This is a genomic window from Pseudomonas oryzihabitans NBRC 102199 (assembly GCF_000730625.1).
Classification (GTDB): domain Bacteria; phylum Pseudomonadota; class Gammaproteobacteria; order Pseudomonadales; family Pseudomonadaceae; genus Chryseomonas; species Chryseomonas oryzihabitans.
In genome coordinates, this window is the sequence record NZ_BBIT01000009.1 from 294,464 (window position 1) to 314,724 (window position 20,261).

Below are 20,261 nucleotides of genomic sequence, written 5' to 3' on the forward strand. Positions count from 1 at the left end.
CGCGGCTTAAGGTCGGCTTAACCCATCGGGGTGCGCAGGTTCGCGCTGGCCTCAGTCCTTTTTCAGCAGCCCGGCCAGTCCGGCGAAGGGATTGTGGGTGGCCTGGGCCACCTTGGGCGAGCTCAGGGAGCTGTCGCTGAAGTACTGCTGATCGGTGTAGCGACTGTGCTCGTTGTCGTGGCAGTACAGGCACAGCAATTCCCAGTTGGAGCCATCCTGGGGATTGTTGTCGTGGTTGTGGTCACGGTGGTGCACGGTCAGCTCGCTCAGGCGCTTGCCGGAGAATTCGCGGGCACAGCGACCGCAGACGTGGGGATACATCTTCAGCGCCTTGTCGCGGTAGCCGCGTTCGCGCTCGCGCTGGGTCTCGGCGAGGATTCGATCCAGCTTCGAGGTATCGGTGGCCATGCTGCGTCCTGAGGGGTCGTGTCGGGAGGCTCAGTATAGCCCGCGCCTGGCCCCGCGGGTGATCAGGCACGAGTCCACTCAGGGCTTCGGCTGGGCGCCTCCCTCCTCCCCCTCGAATTCGGCGAAATACTGCTCCGCCATGGCCCGCAACGAGCGGCCGATGTTGGCGTACTCGTATTCGTTGAGGTTGGCGAGGGACACCCGGGCAGCCGGTTGCTGGGTGCCGAAGCCCTTGCCGGGCAGGAGCACGATGCCGGTCTCCCTGGCGATGCGGAACAGCAGGTCGCCACTGCTGAATTTGGCTTTCACCCAGGTGGCGAAGGCGTCGCCATGGAGCTTGCGCGCCAGGTCTTCCAGATCCAGCAGGGTGTAATAGTCGACGGCGTTGGGATCGTTCTCCGGGGCGACGCCCAGTTCGCGATAGAGGGCGGCTTCGCGGCGCCGCACCAGCTTTTTCAGCTCGGTCTTGTAGCCGTCGCTTTCGTCCATCAGGGCGAACAGCGCGAACAGCACCATCTGCACCTGCTGCGGCGTGGAGAGCCCGGCCGTGTGGTTGAGCGCCACGGTGCGGCTGTCGGCGACGAGCCGATCGAGGAATTTGAGGCCGCGCACGTCCGGCAGCAGGCTGCCGTAGCGGCGATCCAGGGAGGCCTTGGTCGCCTCGGGCAGTTCGGCCAGGGCCTGGTCGAAGATGCTGTCCTTGTGCGCGCCTATCACCCCCAGACGCCAGCCGGTGGCACCGAAGTACTTGGAGAAGGAATACACCAGCAGGGTGTTGCGCGGGCAGGTGGCGAACAGCGAACGGAAGTCGTCGGCGAAGGTGCCGTAGACATCGTCGGTGAGGATGAAGAGGTCTGGACGCGCCTCGGCGACGAGGCGGGCGACGGTGGCCAGGCTGCGGTCATCCATCTTCACCGAGGCCGGATTGCTGGGGTTGATGCAGAAGAAGATCTTGATCGTCGGATCGCGCAGCTTGTCGAGCTCGCTGTCCGGATACTGCCAGTTCGCCTGGGGATCGGCGTGGATGTGCACCTGCTCCAGCCCGAATTCTTCCAGCTCCGGGATCTCGATGTAGGGGGTGAAGGCCGGCATGCCGATGGCCACCTTGTCGCCCCGCTTGACCAGGCCGTTCTGCTGCAGCGAATGGAAGATGTAGGTCATGGCGGCCGTGCCGCCCTCCACGGCGAAGAGATCGACCGAGCCGGCGGGCATGTAGCCGCCGATCATCTCCTTGACGATGTAGTGGCTGACCACCTGCTCGGAGATCTTGAGCATGCGCGGCGGCACCGGATAGTTGGCGCCGAGGATGCCCTCCACCATCTCGTGGAGAAAGGCCGAGGCCGACAGGCCCAGCTGGTCGCGCACATAGCTCAGGCTCTTGGCCAGGAACAGCACGCCGGGCTGGTCGCGGTGTTCGGCGGTATAGCGCTCGAAGCGCGCCTCGATGCCATCGATCTGCGGCAGGCCGCCGACCCCGTGAGGCATGTAGGAATAGGACAGTTCCGCCTCGCTGGTGGCGAACAGGCCGAGGCGAAAGAAGGCCCGCCGCGGCAGGGTGGCCAGGAAGTTGGGATTGCCGCGACCGGCGTTGAGCATCAGGCGGTTCTCGCTGCCCGAGGCGAGCTTGATCAGTTCGTCCTTGAGTTCGAACGGACTCAGTTTGGCGTACTGGGCGTAATCGTCTTGAACTTCGCTCATGACTTGTTTCCTTCGGTTAGGCGAAGGCCACGACCAGTGGCCCGAGCAGGGTGAGAAACACGTTGGCCAGGGCGTAGGTGACCGCGAAGGGCACCGTGGGGATCGAGTTGCCGGCCTTGTCCAGCACCTCGCCGAAGGCGGGGTTGGCACTGCGCGCTCCGGCTACGGCCCCGGCGAACAGCGCCAGGTTGCGGTAGCGCAGCACATAGCGACCGACCAGGATGGTGATGACGATGGGCACCACGCAGACCACCACCCCGATGAGGAAGATGGAGAGGCCCTGGGTGGCGATGGTCTCCACCGCCTGGCGTCCGGACTGCAGCCCCACCACCGCCACGAAGCCGGCCAGGCCAAGGTCGCGCAACAGGGTCGAGGCCGGCAACGGCAGGTTGCCGCGGGTCAGGTGGCGACTGCGATACCAGCCAAAGACCAGGCCGGCGATCAGCGCCCCGCCGCCGCTGCCCAGGGTCAGGGGGATGGCGCCCAGGCGGATCACGACCAGGCCGATGAGCAGCCCGACGGCCAGACCGAAGCCATGGAAGACGAAGTCGGTCTTGTCGCTGGGGACGATGATGGAGCCGACCTGCTGGGCGACTCTCTGGATGTCGTCCGGGGTGCCATAGAGGGTGACCAGGTCGCCTGCCTCGATGACGGTATCGGGCTCCAGCGCCAGGGGCCGCCCGGCGCGTTTCACGCCAACCACGTAGACGCCGTGGCGCAGGGCCTGGCTGGCGGCCTGGCGGATCTCGGCCACGCGGCGACCGACGAAGGTCGGGTTGTCGAGGCTGACGTCGCGCTGCACCACCACCACGTCCATGTCGGGCGAGGACTGCAACTCGGCGCCCAGGCGCCCGGCGATGGCCACCACCCCGGCGCGCCGCCCCACCACCAGTACCACGTCGCCGGCTTCCAGCACCGTCGTCGGGGTCACCCCGACCAGGGCGCCGCCGCGCTTGATGCGCTCGATGGTGAGGGCCGCCTGGGGATCGCCCTGGTCGCTGACCTCCAGTTGTGCCACGGTCTGGCCGGCTGCCTGGTCGATGCGATAGAGCCGTCCCACCAGCGGCGGGATGGCGGGCAATTCCCCCGGGCCATAGACCTTGGCCCCGGCCAGCAACTCGGCCTCGGCCTGGGTCGCATCGTCGCGGATGCTGCGCCGCATGAACCAGGGCAGCACATTGACGCAGAGGATGATGGCGCCAAAGGAGCCGAAGATGTAGGTCACCGCATAGCCCACGGCGACGTTGCCCTGCAGTGCCTGGATCTGCTCCAGCGGCAAGTCGAGCTTGGCGATGGCGGCGCTGGCGGTGCCGATGATGGCGGACTGGGTCATGGAGCCGGCGGCGATCCCCGCGGCGATGCCCTTGTCGAGGCCGAACAGGCGGGCGCAGGCGATGACGGTCAGCAGGCCGCTGAGCGCCATCACCACGGCCAGGACGATCTCGCGCAACGATTGCCGACCCAGGGAGCGAAAGAACTGCGGTCCGCTCTCGAAGCCTACGGCGTAGATGAACAGCGCGAAGAGCACCGACTTGATGCCGTTGTCGATGCTGATGCCGATCTGGCTGATGACCACCGCCACCAGCAGCGAGCCGGCGACCCCACCCAGCTGGAACTTGCCGAACTGGATGCTGCCGACCCAGTAACCGATGGCCAGGGACAGGAACAGGGCCAGTTCCGGTGCCTGATTCAAGATCTGCCGCAGGTATTCCATGGGAGCCGCCTTCGACCAGGGATTCGAGAGCGGAACGAAGTGAAGGGGGGCCGGGCTGGCCTTCGAACGGCCCGGCGAGCCACGGCTCCACCTGCTACGCCACCTTGCCCTGCAGGAAACTCCTGACAGCGAGGGCGCCCCGCTGACTATAGTCTTGTCATATGAAGACCTATGTCTGCGGGACCCAAAGAACCTAAGCACAGCATTCTAGAGCTGTCAAAAGCGCAGCCACCGCGAATCGGCGCCGCGAAGACAGACTTCGCGGGCGTGAAATCCGCTCCCCATGGCGGGGCTCGGCAGGCCACCGGCAGCCCGCCGACACTGGCCTGGCAGGAAGGTCGAGCGCGCCAGCGCCTGGCGTTCTCCGGATGGAACTCACCTGGCACCTGTGCCCGCCACTCATCGGGTACTTCGGCGCGGTTGGTCCGGGTTTCAGCTGATCCTTTCGCCCTCGCCCTCGGCCGCTGCCCTTGGCCGCGTCACCGGCTAGAGCTTCATGCCCACCGCGAGCCGGTTGAAGGCGTTCATCAGCGCCACGGCAAAGGTCAGGTCGGCGATTTCCGCGTCGCTGAACTGCGCCTTGAGCGGTTCGTAGGCCGCATCGGGCGCGCCCTTCTCGGCGACGGCGGTCAGGGTCTCGGCCCACTCCAGGGCGGCGCGCTCGCGGGCATCGAACAGCTCGCTGATGCGCCAGCCGGCCAGGCGATCCAGCTTGGCCTGGCTGACGCCCTGCTCGCGCAGGGTTTCGGCGTGCTTGCCCAGGCAGAAGGCGCAGCCGTTGATCTGGGAGATGCGCAGGTAGATCAGCTCCACCAGTTCCAGGCCGAGGGCGCTCTGCGCCAGGGCCTGGCCCGTGGCGATCAGCCCTTGATAGGCGGCGGGCGAGAGGGTGGAAAACGGCAGTCGTAGTTGGCTCATGGCTTACTCCAGGGTCGTGGTCACAGGGTGGGCGAGATGGCGGAAGGGCACCTCGCGCGAGAGTTGTTCACGGGCGCTCGCCAGGGTGTCGGCCACCTCAGCCGGGTCGCCGACCAGGCCCTCCAGATAGCTGAAGTGCAGGTCGAACAGCCCGAGCGTGCCCAGGGCATGGCGCACGTAGGAGGTCAGGAAATCCGGCTGCCGTGCGCGTGGCCCGCGGTGATGACCGCCCGAACTGACCAGCAGATAGACCGGCCGGTCGGCCAGCAGGCCGCGCTTGCCCTCGGCGGTGGACTCGAAGGTGCGGCCGATGCGCAGTACGAAGTCCAGCCACAGCTTGAGCGCCGCCGGCAGGGTGAAGTTGTGCAACGGCGTATTGATCAGCAGCAGGTCACTGGCCTCCAGCTCGCCGATGAGGGTTTCGGACAGGGCGAATACCGGCGCCTCCGGTGGCGTTCGCCGGGTCAGGGCCTCGGCATAGTCGGCGCTCAGCGGTGGCAGCGGCGCGGTAGCCAGATCCCGCTCCAGTACCTGCAGGCGGGGATAGCCCTGGCGCAGGGCAGCCAGGAGTTCGCCGGCCAGCCGATGTCCTTGGGAGGCGGCCGGGCGCGGGCTGGCGTTGAGGTAGAGGACGGTCTTCATGCCGGCACCTCTCCGCTCAGACGCTCGGCGAAATGCAGGCCACGGGCGAGCAGGCCCTGACGGAAATAGAAGCGTTGGGCCAGGGGCATATGCAGCCCGGTATCCAGGATCAGATGGGAGCAGCCGCGCTCCAGGGCCTCGCTACGGACCGCTGCCAGCAGGCGGGCCCCCAGGCCATCGCGCTGGCGAGCCGGCGCCACCACCAGATCGTCCACATAGAGGAAACGACCGTAGAGCAGATTTTCCAGCTCGCGGTAACCGGCCAGGCCGACCACCTCGCCCTCCGCCAGGGCGGCCAGCAGCCGATAACCCTGGGCCGCCTGGCGCTGAAGTTGCGCCTGGTAGCGCTCGGCGTCGGCGAGATGGGGGCGCAGAACCTGCATCAGCGGCAGACTGGCCTGGCACAGGGGATGATCGGGCGGCAGTGGCTGGAAGGTCAGGGCCATGGTGAGGGTCTCCAGGAAAGATGCCGCCACTCTAGGCCGCCAATGGCCTAGGCTATAGAGCCAAGAAAGCTACAAACGACCAGGCCATGACCCTGAACGGCGCCCTCGACAGCCGCCTTGCCCTGCCGCTCTATCGCCAGCTCTACCAGCGCTTTCGCCAGGCGCTGGACGAGGGCCAGCTGCGGCCCGGTGACCGGGTCCCGGCGGTGCGCGCCCTGGCGGCGGAGTTGAACGTGGCCCGGGGCACGGTGGAAATGGCCTACCAGCAGCTGATCGCCGAAGGCTTTCTACTGCCGCGCGGTCCGGCCGGGACCATCGTCTCGCCGCAGTGGAGTCGCCCGACCGCTCCACCAGCGGCCGTACCCTCCTCGCCGACGGCCTCGGCAACCCATGCCGGCGGCGCGCCGTTGCCGCTGCAGCTGGGTCTGCCGGCGCTGGACGCCTTCCCGCGCAAGCTCTGGACGCGCCTGGCCGCGCGGCAACTGCGCAGCCAGGGACTGGAGGGTCTGGTCTATCCCGATGCCCGGGGTCACGCCGGCTTGCGCGCCGCCCTCGCCACCTACCTCGGCCTGTCCCGCGGGATCGCCTGTCGTCCGGAGCAGGTGTTCGTCTGCGCGGGCTATCGCGCCTGCCTGGATCTGATCGTGCAGACGCTGCTGGCGCCGGGTGCTGCCTGCTGGTTAGAGGAGCCCGGCTATTTCATCGCCCGCCGGGCATTGCAGGACGCCGGCGTGGAACTGGTGCCGGTTCCGGTGGACGCGGCGGGACTGGATGTCGCCGCCGGCCTCGACCGGGCGCCGACCGCCCGTTGCGCCCTGGTCACCCCCAGTCACCAGAGCCCGCTGGGCGTGTCTCTCGCCCTGCCCCGGCGGCTGGCACTGCTGGACTGGGCGGGGCGGCAGAACGCCTGGATCATCGAGGACGACTACGACAGCGAATACCGCTATCAGGGCAAGCCGCTGCCCGCGCTCAAGAGTCTGGATGACGGAGGACGGGTGCTCTACACCGGTACCTTCAGCAAGGTGCTGTTTCCCGGCCTGCGCCTCGCCTACCTCGTGGTGCCGCCCGCCCAGGTCGCCGCCTTCGGTCGCAGCGCCGACCGCTTGCACAACCACGCGCCCCTGCTGCTGCAGGGCACGGTGGCGAGCTTTCTCGAAGAAGGGCATTTCGCCCGCCATCTCAATCGCATGCGCACCCTCTACCGACAGCGCCGCCTGTGGCTGGCCGAGGCGCTGACGAGCGCGCTGGGCGACGCGATGCGGATCGACCTGCAGGCCGGCGGCCTGCACCTGCTGGCACGCCTAACCCAGGGCGACGATCGCCGCTGGGCGGAGGCCGCCCAGGCCGACGGCCTGGCGGTCCAGGCCCTGTCTCGCTGGTATCTGGAGACGCCCAGTGCCCAGGGCCTGCTGCTGGGCTTCACCAATGTCGTCAGCGCGGCGGAAGCCGTCGCCCTGGCCCGGCGGCTGGCTCAGCTGGCGCCCTGACCGCTCGCTGTTCGTCTCGGCCCTTCGCCCGTCCCGTCATCAGGGGCTGCCCCGAAGCGCAAAAATGTTTATTGCGTCACATAAAACTTTTTCAGGTGCGACCGCTCAAAGACCAGGCTCGGAGGCTCTAGCCTGCCACTCTTGATTGGAAACAAAGCCTTTTTCGGCACCCACTCCGCAAGTAGCGGCGCGAGCGGAGTCACCCGCGATACCTGCACTACCAGGAGCCACGCTTCCCTGCCGTCCACGCAAGACACGGATCAGTCGCGTTTCCCTCCGCTCGTTCGCTGTACTCCCAAAACGTTGCCCTCTGGGCGTGAGTCGACAACCTGGCGCGTGAGGCCTTCCCATGCTGCAACAGCTGACCATCGCGAACAAACTCAGACTCGGCTTCGGTGCCATTCTGGTCATCATCCTGGCGCTGATCCTGGCGGCCCGGCAGGGCTTCAACCAGGTCAATCTGGCGGTTCAGCAGAACATTCATTCCTACCATGTCCTGCAGGATTCGGACGCGGCCCTGCTGGCGCTGGTCAACATGGAAACCGGCATGCGCGGTTTCGCCCTGACCGGCAAGGAAGAGTTTCTCGAACCCCTGAACAGGGGCGAGCAGCGCTTCGCCGAGCAGTTGCAGGAGCTGACTCAGCTCACCCGCGACAACCCCGCCCAGCAGGCCGATCTGGCCCAGCTGGGCCAGGCCAAGCAGCAGTGGAATAGCGAGTCCGTCCAGCAGATCCTGGCGTTGCGCCGGCAGGTCAATGCCGGTACCCAGCCGCTGGATGCCCTGACCGCCCGCATCGCCACCGCCCAGGACAAGGGCAGGATGGATGGCATGCGCGAGTTGCTGGCGCAGATCAAAACCCGTGAGAACGCCTTGCTGGACGGCCGGACCCAGTCGATGGCCGACGCCAAGCAGCAGGCCATGGCGATCCTCATCAGTGGTGGCATCCTCGCCGCCCTGCTGGCGCTGGGCATCGCCTGGTCGCTGACCCGTACCATCGTCGGGCGGCTCAACCAGACCGTCGCCATCGCCCGCACCATCGCCGCCGGCCAGCTGGATTCGCCGATTCCCACTGGCGGACGCGACGAACTGGGCCAGCTGCTGACCGCCTTCGGCCAGATGCAGGACAAGCTGCGCGGCATGATCCAGGGGATCAAGCAGGGCACCGACCAGTTGGTGGCCGCCTCCCACAGCATCTCGGCCAATTCCCAGCAGCTGTCCGCCGCTGCCCAGGAACAGTCCAGCGCCGCCTCCAGCATGGCGGCTACCGTGGAAGAGCTGACCGTGAGCATCAACCACGTTTCCGACAACGCCGGGGAAGCCCACGACCTCTCCAGCCAGTCGGGCCGACTGGCCCAGGACGGTGGCCAGACCATCCAAGCCTCGGTGGACAGCATGAGATCCATCGCCGGCACGGTGCAGTCCTCGGCCGCCCGCATCGGCGAACTGGGCGAGCATTCCGAGCGGGTCTCCTCCATCGTCAGCGTGATCAAGGGCATCGCCGACCAGACCAACCTGCTGGCGTTGAATGCCGCCATCGAGGCGGCGCGGGCCGGCGAACAGGGACGCGGCTTCGCCGTGGTAGCCGACGAGGTGCGCCAGCTGGCGCAACGCACCACCAATTCCACCCAGGAGATCGCCGCCATGATCGAGAAGATCCAGGCGGCGACCCAGGCCGCCATGAGCGACATGGAAGTGGGCGTGCGCCAGGTCAACGGTGGGGTCGACCTGGCCAACCAGGCGGGTGAGGCGGTGGTCAGTATCAACACCTCTTCGGACAAGGTGGTGCGGGTGGTCAACCAGATCTCCCTGGCACTGCGCGAGCAGACCGCCGCCAGCCACGACGTCGCCCGTACCGTGGAGCGCCTGGCGCAGATGGCCCAGCAGAACAGCGAAGCCATCGGCGAGACGGTGCAGACCGCAGTGTCCCTCGACGCCCTGGCCAACGACCTGAATCGCCAGATCGGGCAGTTCCGCTGCTAGCGCCAGGCCTCCCCGCACTGCATTTCCATCGATCCCGGTACCTGGCCGGGATCACCTCGCCGAAACACCTCGCAACATTCTCTTAGCGCAACGGTCACAAAGGCGTCTCCCTCAAGGCCTGCGCCCTGCATGAAAACCCCGCGTCCCGTCGATCGTCTGCCCCGCCTCAACCAGCTGCGCAATCTGAAAATGGCCCGCTCCGCCCACGCCTACGTCCGCGGCAGCACGGTGCAGTTCTACGAGTGGCTGCACAGCCAGCCCGGCCGCAACCTGCCCAATGGGCCGGCGGTATGGATCTGTGGCGACTGCCATGCCGGCAACCTGGGCCCCACCGGCGATCTGCACGGCTCCACCGACGTCAACATCCGCGACCTGGATCAGACCGTGGTCGGCAATCCGGCCCATGACCTGGTGCGCCTGGCGCTGTCGCTGGCCACGGCGGCGCGCGGCTCCGACCTGCCGGGGGTGACCACGGCGCGGATGCTCGAAGAGATGATGCGCGGCTACGAGGTGGCCTTCGAAGACGATCTCGAACGCGAGGTCCCGCGCCCCGCTCAGGTCAAGGCCGGGATGCGCAGCGCGGTGCAGCGTACCTGGAAGCACCTGGCCAAGGAGCGCATGGAAAACACCCGCCCCAAGCTGCCGCTGGGCAAGCACTTCTGGCAGCTGAGCAAGGACGAGCGCAAGGCCATCGGCGAGTTGTGCGAGACGCCCGGGATCCATGCCCTGGTGACCTCGCTCAAGGGCCGCAGCCACGACAGCCGCGTCGAACTGCTGGACAGCGCCTACTGGGTCAAGGGCTGCAGCTCCCTGGGGCTGCGCCGCTACGCCGTGCTGCTGGGCGTGGACGACGGCGACGACCAGGACTACTGCCTGATCGACGTCAAGCAGGCGGTGGCCGCCGCCGCCCCGCGCGTGGCCCATGCCACCATGCCCCGCGACAACGGCAAGCGCGTGGTGGAAGGCGCCCGCCAGCTCTCCCCGGCCCTGGGCAATCGCATGCTGGCGGTGCGCATGCTGGATCACTCCTTCTTCATCCGCGAATTGCTGCCCCAGGATCTCAAGCTGGAGCTGGACGAACTCAGCGCCCGCGAAGCCATGAGCGCCGCCGCCTACCTGGCCCGCGTGGTCGGCCGCGCCCACGCCCGGCAGATGGACCTGGCCACCCGCGTCGAGTGGATGAGCGACCTGCAACGCAATCGCACCCGCACCCTGGATGCCCCCTCCTGGCTGTGGAGCAGCGTGGTGCAACTGGTAGGCGCCCACGAAATGGGTTACCTCGCCCACTGCCGCGCCTATGCGCTGGAGCATGCGCAGGACTGAGGCCGCCCTGAAACCGGTCTGGAGCTAATCGCCTCGGGCCGCGTTTTTCGCTCGCCCCTTCCCTGCCACCTGCCCGGTCCAACCCGGAGCGGCAGGCAGCGCCTACCTGACCCTCGCCCACCTGCCCGCTTCGTCGATCAGCTCGATCACGCATTGTGCGACCTTCAGCCTTTAACTAAAATGAGACGCTTTATCATTTAAGACTGGCGCTCGCGCCAAGGATCGTCCATGCGCCCTGCCCTGTCTTCCGGCTCGCCCACCGTCGCCCTGGATCGGCTCTATCGCGATCATCACGGCTGGCTCAGCGGCTGGCTGCGCGGGCGGCTGGGCAACGCGCCAGATGCGGCGGACATCGCCCAGGACACCTATCTGCGCATCCTCAGCTCCGGACGGCTGCCGCTGCGTGAAGACTCGCGGCGCTATCTGGTGCAGGTGGCCAAGGGGCTGGTGATCGACCTCTGGCGACGCCAGGAGGTGGAGCGCGCCTATCGCGAAGCCATCGCCCATCTGCCTGAGGCCCAGGTGCCTTCGCCAGAGACGCACTGGCTGATCGTCGACGCCCTGCTGCGCATCGATGCCATGCTCGACGGCCTGCCCGGCCCGGTACGGGAGGCCTTTCTACTGGCGCAATTCCAGCGGTTGACCCTGGCCGAGATCGCCGTGCGGCTGGGTCTGGCGGTGATCACCGTACGCCGCTACATCCAGCGCGCCCTGGTGGCCTGCCTGGTGGCCGGCGAAGCATGAATCCTCCCGCGCCGCAGCTGCTCGAAGAAGCGGCCGAGTGGCTACTGGCGCTGAACTTCGACGACACCGACGAGGCGCAGCGCCAGGCCTTCGAGCGCTGGCGGGCGCAGAGCGAGGCCCATCGCGCGGCCTGGGCACGGGCCGAGCGGGTCATGGGTACCTTCGCCAGCGTTCCGCTGGATATCGGTCAGCAGGCGCTACGCCGCGCAGGTGACCGCGCCCTCAGCCGGCGGCGCACCCTGCGCCTGCTCACCGCCCTGCTGGTAGGGGCTCCCAGCGGCTGGCTGGCCCTGCGCACCCTGCCGCCGGATGCGCTGGGCGCCGAGCTGAAGACCGCCATCGGCGAGCGTCGCTCCCTGCTGCTTGCCGACGGCAGCCAATTGGTGCTGAACAGCGACTCCGCCCTGGACGTACGCTTCGACGAAGGCATCCGCCGCCTGCACCTGCGCCGCGGCGAGGTGCTGGTGACCACCCATGCCGATCCGGTCATGCCGCGCCGGCCCTTCGTGATCGACCTGGCGCAGGGCGAGATCGAGGCCCTGGGCACCCGCTTCAGCGTGCGGTTGGAAGAGGGGTTGTGCCAGGTCGCGGTCTTCGCCCACGGCGTGGAGTTGCGTCCGCAACGGGGCGCTGCCGTGCGGCTGGCTGCCGGGCAACAGGCCTGGTTCGATGCCCGCGGCGTGCGGCGCCGCGCCCCGGTGGACGAGGATGCCAGCCTCTGGACACGCGGCATGCTGGTCGCCCACGACCGCCCGCTGGCCGAGGTGCTGGCCGAACTGGGTCGTTATCGCCCTGGCCTGCTGCGCTGCGACCCGGCCGTCGCCGGGCTGCGGGTGTCCGGTGCCCTGTCACTGGACGATACCGACCAGGCCCTGCTGGCGTTGCAACGCACCCTGCCGATCCGCGTCACCCGCCGCACCCGCTACTGGGTGGCGGTGGGCGCGCCCTGAACGTCAACGACGCCGCAAAAAAAAGTCCGCGCCCCCTGAGCACTTTGCCGCCCTCGTCCGGGATAGCTGCAGACACCCTCATGGGGAGCGGTGGCAGCCCGCGCCTGGTGCGCTTTAGAGGACGGCAACACGACATGGCAAAGATCCACCGGCAGCAATCCGGCACCCGAAGCTTCACCCAGCTGATCCTGGCCGTCGCCCTGCAGGGCGTCCCCCTGGCCGGTACCGGACTGGCCCTGCTACCCCTGCCGACCCTGGCCGCCGCGGAGGGGCGTGACTACCGGATTCCCGCGGGTCCGATGAACGCCGTGCTGGCGCGCTTCGCCGCCACGGCCGGCGTCCAGCTGGTGTTCGATCCGGCGCCGCTGGCCGGTCGCAGCAGTCCGGGACTGCAGGGCCGCTATACCCTCGACCAGGGCTTCGAGCACCTGCTGCGTGGCAGCGGCTATCGCTGGAGCGAGCGCGGTGCCGGTATCTACGCCCTGGAAGGTGGCAGCGCCGAGGCCGCCCTGGCCATGCCAGAGACCACCATCCAGGCCAGTGCCGCAGGCGGCGGCGCCGATGTCGGCTACCGGCGTCCTGTGAGCACCAGCACCACGCGCCTGGGGCTGAGCGAACGTCAGACGCCCCAGGCGATCACCATCCTGACCCGCGATCAGGTCGAGGACTTCCGCCTGCAGAGCATCAAGGAAGCCCTGCGCGCTGCCCCGTCGGTGACCGTCGAGCAGACCGAGACCGATCGTACCCAGTTCACTTCGCGCGGCTTCGACATCGACAGCTTCCAGTACGACGGCATGGGCATGCCCTTCGTCAGCACCACCCTGGTGGGCGATCAGGATCTGGCCGAATACGAACAAGTGGACGTCCTGCACGGGGCCAATGGCCTGATGAGTGGCACCGGCAACCCTTCGGCCGCGGTCAACTTCGTCCGCAAGCGGCCCACCGCCGAGTTCCAGGCCAAGCTCGGCGCCAGCGTCGGTTCTTGGGACAATCGCCGGGTGGATGCCGATGTCTCCGGCCCCCTGACCGAGACCGGCAACGTTCGCGGACGCTTCATCTACGCGCACGACAAGGGCAATTCCTGGCTGGATCGCTATGGCCATGAAAAGAACATAGCGGCCGGTCTGGTGGCCTTCGACCTCAGCGACGCCGACACCCTGACCCTGGGTTTCTCCCAGCACAACAGCGACGCCAACGGCAGCTCCTGGGGCAACCTGCCGCTGGCCGACGCGAACGGCGATCCGCTGCACTACGGCCGCCGCAGTTCCAGCATCGGTCAGAACTGGACCTACTGGAATCTGGACACCCAGCGGGTCTTCGGCGAATTCACCCACGACTTCGGCAACGGCTGGCAGGGTACCCTCACGGCGACCGGCGTGACCGAGCGGCAGAACGCCGACATGTACTACATCTTCGGCGTCAACGGCGACGACGCCACCGCCTTCGGCGACCACTCCGCCAGCAAGGCCCACCAGCTGATCGGCGAGGCCCGGCTGTCCGGTCCCTTCGAACTGTTCGGCCGCGACCACGAACTCACCCTGGGCGCCAGCTACGGCCGGACCCACCAGAAGTTGCGGGAAAAGATCCTCGCCGAGGACGGCTACTACCCCACCACCCTCTCCGGCTCCCTGGCCGGCGTTCCCGAGCCGTCGCTGCAATACACCGACGACATTGGTCATACCCAGGACTTCACCGACCGCCAGAAAAGCCTGTTCGCCGGCGCCCGCTTCAATCTGATCGACGACCTGCACTGGATCGTCGGCGCGCGGATGCTCAGCGCCGATGCCAGCGGCCTGAGCTACGGCGACGCCTACTACACCCGTGCCCATGGCGAGGTCACCCCCTACACCGGCCTGGTCTACGACCTGAGCCCGCAATGGAGCCTCTATGCCAGCTGGACCAGGATCTTCAGCCCGCAACACAGTTTCGGCCTGGATGGCCGGCTGCTCGATCCGCTGGAGGGCAAGAGCCTGGAAGCCGGGGTCAAGGGCGGCCTGTTCGACGATCGCCTGAGCCTGACCGCCGCGGTGTTCAAGACCGCGCAGCGCAACGTGGCCGCCACCTCGGTACTCGCCGGTTCGCGCTATCTCTACGACACCACCGACTACCGCAGCCATGGCCTGGAACTGCAGGTCTCCGGGGAGGCACTGCCCGGGCTGGACCTGCTGGCCGGCTACACCTATGTTCGCATCGACGACGCGGACGGCGAGCGGGCACGCAAATTCGTGCCCAGCCACACCCTGCGCGGCCTGGCGACCTATCGCCTGCCAGGCCTGCCCCAGGCCAAGGTCGGCGCGCGGCTGAGATGGCAGAGCGGTATCGAGAACGACAACAACAGCCGCATCCACCAGAACGCCTATGCCCTGGTGGATGTGTTGGGCAGCTACGATTTCGACGAGCACTGGAGCACCCAGCTCAACGTCAACAACCTCACCGACCGCAAATACCTGCTGTCGCTGTACAACAACGCCACCAGTGGCAACTACGGTGCGCCGCGCAACGCGACGCTGTCGGTCAGCTACAACTTCTGAGCCTGGGCAGGTGGGCGCCGAGACCTCTGTCCCGTCGCCCGCCATTGCCCTGCGATCCTTTGCCCCCTGACGCGGTCCGAGTCTGCACGCTCTCAGCCAAGGTTCCGCACGCCATGCCCTCCTCCCCCCGTCCCGGTTTCGTCTCCGTCCGCGGTGCCCGCGAGCACAATCTGAAGAACGTCGACGTGGACATCCCTCGCGATGCCTTGGTGGTCTTTACCGGGGTGTCCGGCTCGGGCAAGTCGTCGCTGGCCTTCGGCACCCTCTACGCCGAGGCCCAGCGCCGCTACTTCGAATCCGTGGCGCCCTATGCGCGGCGACTGATCGACCAGGTCGGGGTACCCCAGGTGGAAGCCATTGAGGGTCTGCCGCCGGCGGTGGCCCTGCAGCAGCAGCGCGGCCAGCCCAGCAGTCGCTCGTCCATGGGCAGCGTGACCGGGCTGTCCAGTCTGGTGCGGATGCTCTACTCCCGCGCCGGGCGCTATCCCGCCGACCAGCCGATGCTCTATGCCGAGGACTTCTCGCCCAACACGCCCCAGGGCGCCTGCCCCGAGTGTCACGGCCTGGGCCGGGTCTACGAGGTGACCGAGGCCTCCATGGTGCCGGACCCCGCGCTGACCATCCGCCAGCGCGCCATCGCCGCCTGGCCCACCGCCTGGGGCGGGCAGAATCTGCGAGACATCCTGGTCACCCTGGGCTATGACGTCGACATCCCCTGGCGCGACCTGCCGCAACATCAGCGTGACTGGATCCTCTTCACCGAGGAGCAGCCCACCGTCCCGGTCTATGCCGGCCTCACCCCCGAGCAGACCCGCGCCGCGCTCAAGCGCAAGGCCGAGCCCAGCTACCAGGGCACCTATACCGGTGCACGGCGCCATGTGCTGCACACCTTCGCCAATTCCCAGAGTGCCAAGATGAAGCAGCGCGCGGCGCGCTTCATGATCGGCCAGACCTGCCCGCTGTGCCATGGCAAGCGGCTGACCCGGGCGGCGCTCTCGGTGACCTTTGCCGGCCTGGACATCGGCGAGCTGTCGCGGCTGCCGCTGGACGAACTCACCGTGCTGCTGCGCCGGGTCGCGGCCGGCGATTTCGACGAGGCCAAGGACGCCCGCGTGCTGGACGCCCAGACCGGCAAGCAGGATCGCGCCCGGCGCAAGGCCGCCGGTGGCAGCGACCACGCCGGCGCGCCGGACGTGCGCCGCACCCCCGATCTGTCCCCGGAAAAACGCCTCGCCGCCCAGCGCATGGCCAGCGAATTGCTGGAACGGCTGCAGACCCTGACCCGCCTCGGCCTCGGCTACCTGGCACTGGAGCGCAGCACCACCACCCTCTCTTCCGGCGAGTTGCAGCGGCTGCGCCTGGCGACCCAGCTGGTGTCCCAGCTGTTCGGCGTGGTCTATGTGCTGGACGAACCCTCTGCCGGTCTGCATCCGGCCGATGGCGAATCCCTCCTGGAAGCCCTCGACGGCCTCAAGGCCCAGGGCAATTCGCTGTTCGTGGTGGAGCACGACCTGGCCACCATGAAGCGCGCCGACTGGCTGGTGGATGTCGGTCCCGCGGCCGGCGAAGGCGGTGGCCGGGTGCTCTACAGCGGTCCGCCCGCCGGCCTGGCCGACATCGAGGAATCGGTGACGGCGCGCTATCTGTTCGCCGCGCCGCAACGCGAGACCCGGCCTCCGCGCGAGCCCCAGGGCTGGCTGCGGCTGGCCGGGGTCACCCGCAACAACCTGCAGGGGCTGGACGCCGCCTTTCCGCTGGGCTGCCTGACCGCGGTGACCGGTGTCTCCGGTTCGGGCAAATCCAGCCTGGTCAGCCAGGCGCTGCTGGAACTGGTGGGCGCCGAGCTGGGCCAGCGCGCCGCCGAGGACAGTGACGAGGCAACGGAGCTGGACGCCGATGCCCTGCCCGCCACCACCGGCCAGGTGGTCGACGGCCTCGGCGGCATCCGCCGGCTGGTGCCGGTGGATCAGAAGCCCATCGGCCGCACCCCGCGCTCCAACCTGGCCACCTACACCGGCCTGTTCGACGGGGTGCGCAAGCTGTTCGCCGCCACCCCCGAGGCCCGGGAAAGAGGCTTCGACGCCGGACGCTTCTCCTTCAACGTCGCCAAGGGCCGCTGCCCGACCTGCGAAGGCGAAGGCTTCGTCAGCGTCGAGCTGCTGTTCATGCCCAGCGTCTATGCCGCCTGCCCCACCTGCCAGGGCGCGCGCTACAACCCCGAAACACTGGAGGTGCGCTGGCAGGGCAAGACCATCGCCGAGGTGCTCGGTCTGACGGTGGACGAGGCCCTGGCCTTCTTCGCCGAGGAAGCCACGGTGGTGCGGGCGCTGCGGGTGCTGGCCGATATCGGCCTGGGCTACCTGCGCCTGGGCCAGCCGGCCACCGAACTTTCCGGCGGCGAGGCCCAGCGCATCAAGCTGGCCACCGAGTTGCAGCGCACCAGCCGTGGCACCACCCTCTATGTGCTGGACGAACCCACCACCGGCCTGCACCCGGCCGACGTGGAGCGCCTGATGCGCCAGCTGCACGGCCTGGTCGACGAAGGCAATACAGTGGTGCTGGTGGAGCACAATCTGCAGGTGGTGGCCGGCAGCGACTGGCTGATCGACATCGGCCCCGGCGCCGGCACGGCCGGCGGCCGCATCGTCGCCTGCGGCACGCCCCGCGCGGTGGCGGACGATCCCGCCAGCCCCACGGCGCCCTATCTGCGCCCCCTGTTCGACTAGCTGGCCAGCGGTGCCAGGCTGCGGCGGCAGGCCGCCAGCACCAGCAGGGAAGCCACCGCCGCCAGGGCACCGAACTGGAAGGTGGCGGCGGAGCCGAGGAAGTGCCAGAGCGCGCCGGCGATGCTGCTGGCCAGCAACAGGGCGATGCCGCTGACCAGGTTGAACAGGCCGAAGGCGGTGCCGCGCAATTCGGCCGGGGCGGTGCGGGCGACCATGGCGGCGAGCAGCCCCTGGGTCATGCCCATGTGCAGGCCCCAGAGCACGACGCCCAGCGCCAGACCGGTCCAGCCGCTGCTGAAGGCCAAGGCCAGGTCCGCCAGGATCAGCAGCATCAGCCCCCAGGCCAGCAGCGCGCGGTGGCTGACCCGGTCGGATAGCGCCCCAAGCGGATAGGCCGACAGCGAGAACACCAGGTGCATGCCCACCATCACCAGCGGCACCAGCGCCAGGGGTACGCCCACCTGCTCGGCCTTGAGCACCAGGAAGGCTTCGCTGAAACGCGCCAGGGTGAAGACGCCGCCGAGCAGCGCCACCTGCCAGAAGGCCGCCGACAGCTTGCGCAGCTGGCTGCGGGTCAGCGGATTGGTGCGCGCCTGGACGATGGCCGCCTTGGGTTCGTCCAGGCCGAAAACCAGCAGGGCCACGGCGATGAAGGCCGGGATCACCGCCACCCAGAACACCGCGCGGAAATCGTTGGCCCAGAGCAGCATCAGCCCCACCGCCAGCAGCGGGCCGAGAAAGGCGCCGAAGGTGTCCAGCGACTGGCGCAGGCCATAGGCGGCGCCACGGATCTCCGGCGGCGTCACGTCGGCCACCAGGGCGTCGCGCGGCGCGCCGCGGATGCCCTTGCCGATGCGATCCATGAAGCGCGCGCCGAATACCAGGCCGGCCCCGCTGGCCAGGGCGAACAGTGGCTTGCTCAGGGCGCCCAGGCCATAGCCCAGCACCGCCAGGCCCTTGCGCTTGCCCAGGTAGTCGCTGAGTACGCCGGAAAAGATCTTGGTGTTGAGCGCGGTCGCCTCGGCCACCCCTTCGAGAATGCCGATATAGAGCACACTCAGGCCCAAGCCGGTGGCCAGGAACAGCGGCAGCAGGCTGTGGATCATCTCCGAAGAGATGTCCATGAACAGGCTCACTCCACCCAGAATCCAGACCCCTCGGGGTATCCGTCGCCAGCTCGCCGTCATCGTCACGCCCCTGTCCCCCTCGATCCCGTCCATCCCTGCCTGGCGGCAGGCAAACCGGTCGAAACTAGCATGACGATTGCCTGAGGCTCTACGGAAGTGACATCCCCCGTTACACTGGGCGCCGCTCCTTTCCTCGAGGCCACCCCATGAAAACCCTGCTGGTCATCGGCATCGGCGCCGGCGACCCCGACTACCTCACCCTCCAGGCCATCGCCGCCCTCAATCGCGCCAGTACCTTCTTCCTGTTCGACAAGGGCACGGAAAAGGACAGCCTGATCCACCTGCGCGAAACCATCTGCGCCCGCCACATCCGCCAGGCGGACTATCGCTTCGTCACCGCGCCCATCCCCGAGCGTCGCCGCGAAGGCGACTACCGCCAGGCGGTGGACGACCTCAACGCCGCCAAGCAAGCGCTGATGGTGGAGATGATCGAGCAGGAACTGGCGGACGACGAATGCGGCGCCTTCCTGGTCTGGGGCGATCCGGCGCTGTACGACAGCACCCTGCGCATCCTGGCGGCGATCCGGCGCGAAGGTCGGCTGGACTTCGAATACGAGGTGATCCCCGGCATCTCCAGCGTCCAGGCCCTGGCCGCGCGCCACCGGGTGCCGCTCAATCGCATCGGCCAGGCCCTGGAGATCACCCCCGGTCGGCGCCTGGAGCGCTTCCCCGCGCACCTGGACAGCCTGGTGGTGATGCTCGATTCCCACGAAGCCTATCGCCGCCTGGACGAACCCGGCCTGTATATCTACTGGGGTGCCTACGTGGGCACGGCGGACGAGATCCTTATCGCCGGTCCGCTGCAGGAGGTGGCCGAGGAGATCCACCGGGTGCGCAGCGCCGCGCGTGAAGAGCACGGCTGGATCATGGACACCTATCTGCTCTGTCGGGGGCCGGCGGACGCCTGAGGGCTGTCCAGGCGTCGATCCAGGTGAAGGGTCTGCCAGGGCAAGGCCGTCTCCCGCGCGACGACCTGAAAGCCCTGGTCGAGCCAGAAGGCTTCGGCCCCGGGCAGAAAGGGATGGGTGTGCAGGTAGAGGCGCTCGACCGCGTCGCGCCGCGCCTGGGCCAGCAGCGCCCCGAACAGCCGTCGCGCCAGGCCCTGGCGCCGCTGCCGGGGCACCACGAACAGCCGTACCACTTCGACCACCCTTTCACCGGGATAGGCCAGCTGGGGAAAACGTCGGTCGTAGGGTCGATAGGCGACGCTGCCGATCGCCTCTCCGGCGGCGCCCCGGGCGAGCAGCAGGCAGCCACGATCCGCACCATAGTGGTCGGCGAAGCGCTGTAGATCCTGGGGTACGGCATTCGCCTCGACCCGGCTACCGAACAGCTCGCGATAGCTCGCCAGCAGAAAACCCAGCGTCTCGTCATCCGCCACGGTGAGCCGTTCGAGGGTGATGGGTGGCGCTTCGCTCATGGTTCTGTTCGTCTCTCCAGCAGCGGCAGGGGCGCGACATTTCGGCGCAGGTTCGCGCCGGCCGGGCTGTGCGTGGCCCGCGACGA

At 68.2% G+C, this 20,261-nt stretch carries 15 protein-coding genes and 2 pseudogenes; 9 read left to right on the forward strand and 8 right to left on the reverse strand.

Annotation, left to right across the window (positions count from 1 at the left end):
* Positions 1-51: 51 nt before the first annotated feature.
* The 6 genes from POR01S_RS11740 to POR01S_RS11765 all read right to left on the reverse strand — a co-directional run bounded on the left by POR01S_RS11740 (position 52) and on the right by POR01S_RS11765 (position 5,826).
* Entirely contained in the window at positions 52-408 is a 357-nt protein-coding gene (locus tag POR01S_RS11740; protein ID WP_007159345.1) for a YajD family HNH nuclease, read from the reverse strand.
* 78 nt (positions 409-486) lie between these two features.
* Positions 487-2,106 (reverse strand): bifunctional aspartate transaminase/aspartate 4-decarboxylase, encoded by a 1,620-nt coding sequence (locus POR01S_RS11745; RefSeq protein ID WP_042135973.1) that lies wholly within the window; start codon positions 2,104-2,106, stop codon positions 487-489.
* A 16-nt stretch (positions 2,107-2,122) separates the two neighbouring features.
* Positions 2,123-3,820 (reverse strand): aspartate-alanine antiporter, encoded by a 1,698-nt coding sequence (gene aspT / locus POR01S_RS11750; protein WP_042135975.1) that lies wholly within the window; start codon positions 3,818-3,820, stop codon positions 2,123-2,125.
* A gap of 486 nt (positions 3,821-4,306) precedes the next feature.
* Positions 4,307-4,738 (reverse strand): carboxymuconolactone decarboxylase family protein, encoded by a 432-nt coding sequence (locus POR01S_RS11755; protein ID WP_042135977.1) that lies wholly within the window; start codon positions 4,736-4,738, stop codon positions 4,307-4,309.
* A 3-nt stretch (positions 4,739-4,741) separates the two neighbouring features.
* On the reverse strand, positions 4,742-5,380 hold the full coding sequence (locus POR01S_RS11760) for an FMN-dependent NADH-azoreductase (protein WP_042135979.1): 639 nt from the start codon (positions 5,378-5,380) through the stop codon (positions 4,742-4,744).
* Positions 5,377-5,826 (reverse strand): GNAT family N-acetyltransferase, encoded by a 450-nt coding sequence (locus POR01S_RS11765; protein ID WP_042135982.1) that lies wholly within the window; start codon positions 5,824-5,826, stop codon positions 5,377-5,379. The genes POR01S_RS11760 and POR01S_RS11765 overlap by 4 nt, the downstream gene beginning before the upstream one ends.
* A gap of 86 nt (positions 5,827-5,912) precedes the next feature.
* Here POR01S_RS11765 and pdxR point away from each other — a divergent pair, with 86 nt between their 5' ends.
* From pdxR to POR01S_RS11800, 8 genes and pseudogenes are all read left to right on the forward strand, one after another.
* Entirely contained in the window at positions 5,913-7,313 is a 1,401-nt protein-coding gene (gene pdxR / locus POR01S_RS11770; RefSeq protein ID WP_042135984.1) for a MocR-like pyridoxine biosynthesis transcription factor PdxR, read from the forward strand.
* 349 nt (positions 7,314-7,662) lie between these two features.
* Positions 7,663-8,436: pseudogene (locus POR01S_RS24305) on the forward strand (CHASE3 domain-containing protein); the annotation flags it as partial.
* A 261-nt stretch (positions 8,437-8,697) separates the two neighbouring features.
* Positions 8,698-9,294 (forward strand): annotated as a pseudogene (locus POR01S_RS24310) (methyl-accepting chemotaxis protein); the annotation flags it as partial.
* Between the two features lie 129 nt (positions 9,295-9,423).
* Positions 9,424-10,617, forward strand: coding sequence for a DUF2252 domain-containing protein (locus POR01S_RS11780; protein WP_042135988.1), 1,194 nt, complete (start codon positions 9,424-9,426; stop codon positions 10,615-10,617).
* A 228-nt stretch (positions 10,618-10,845) separates the two neighbouring features.
* Positions 10,846-11,361 (forward strand): sigma-70 family RNA polymerase sigma factor, encoded by a 516-nt coding sequence (locus POR01S_RS11785; RefSeq protein WP_027597031.1) that lies wholly within the window; start codon positions 10,846-10,848, stop codon positions 11,359-11,361.
* Entirely contained in the window at positions 11,358-12,311 is a 954-nt protein-coding gene (locus tag POR01S_RS11790) for a FecR domain-containing protein (protein ID WP_042135990.1), read from the forward strand. Before POR01S_RS11785 ends, POR01S_RS11790 begins: the two co-directional genes overlap by 4 nt.
* Before the next feature lie 134 nt (positions 12,312-12,445).
* Positions 12,446-14,842, forward strand: a complete 2,397-nt coding sequence (locus POR01S_RS11795) for a TonB-dependent siderophore receptor (protein ID WP_042135992.1) — start codon at positions 12,446-12,448, stop codon at positions 14,840-14,842.
* A 113-nt stretch (positions 14,843-14,955) separates the two neighbouring features.
* Positions 14,956-17,568 carry an excinuclease ABC subunit UvrA gene (locus tag POR01S_RS11800; protein ID WP_042135994.1) on the forward strand — a complete coding sequence of 871 codons (2,613 nt, stop codon included), beginning with the start codon at positions 14,956-14,958 and terminating at the stop codon, positions 17,566-17,568.
* Here POR01S_RS11800 and POR01S_RS11805 read toward each other — a convergent pair.
* A complete protein-coding gene (locus tag POR01S_RS11805; protein WP_420893617.1) occupies positions 17,565-18,788 on the reverse strand; it encodes an MFS transporter in 1,224 nt (407 codons plus the stop codon). The two genes, POR01S_RS11800 and POR01S_RS11805, sit on opposite strands and share 4 nt — an antisense overlap.
* 113 nt (positions 18,789-18,901) lie before the next feature.
* Between POR01S_RS11805 and cobF the strand changes: the two genes are divergently transcribed.
* The gene (gene cobF / locus POR01S_RS11810; protein WP_027597036.1) at positions 18,902-19,663 is read left to right on the forward strand and encodes a precorrin-6A synthase (deacetylating); all 762 of its coding nucleotides are present in this window, start codon (positions 18,902-18,904) and stop codon (positions 19,661-19,663) included.
* Here the strand turns inward: cobF and POR01S_RS11815 are convergent.
* The gene (locus POR01S_RS11815; RefSeq protein ID WP_042135998.1) at positions 19,630-20,175 is read right to left on the reverse strand and encodes a GNAT family N-acetyltransferase; all 546 of its coding nucleotides are present in this window, start codon (positions 20,173-20,175) and stop codon (positions 19,630-19,632) included. The genes cobF and POR01S_RS11815 overlap by 34 nt on opposite strands.
* Between the last annotated feature and the right edge of the window lie 86 nt (positions 20,176-20,261).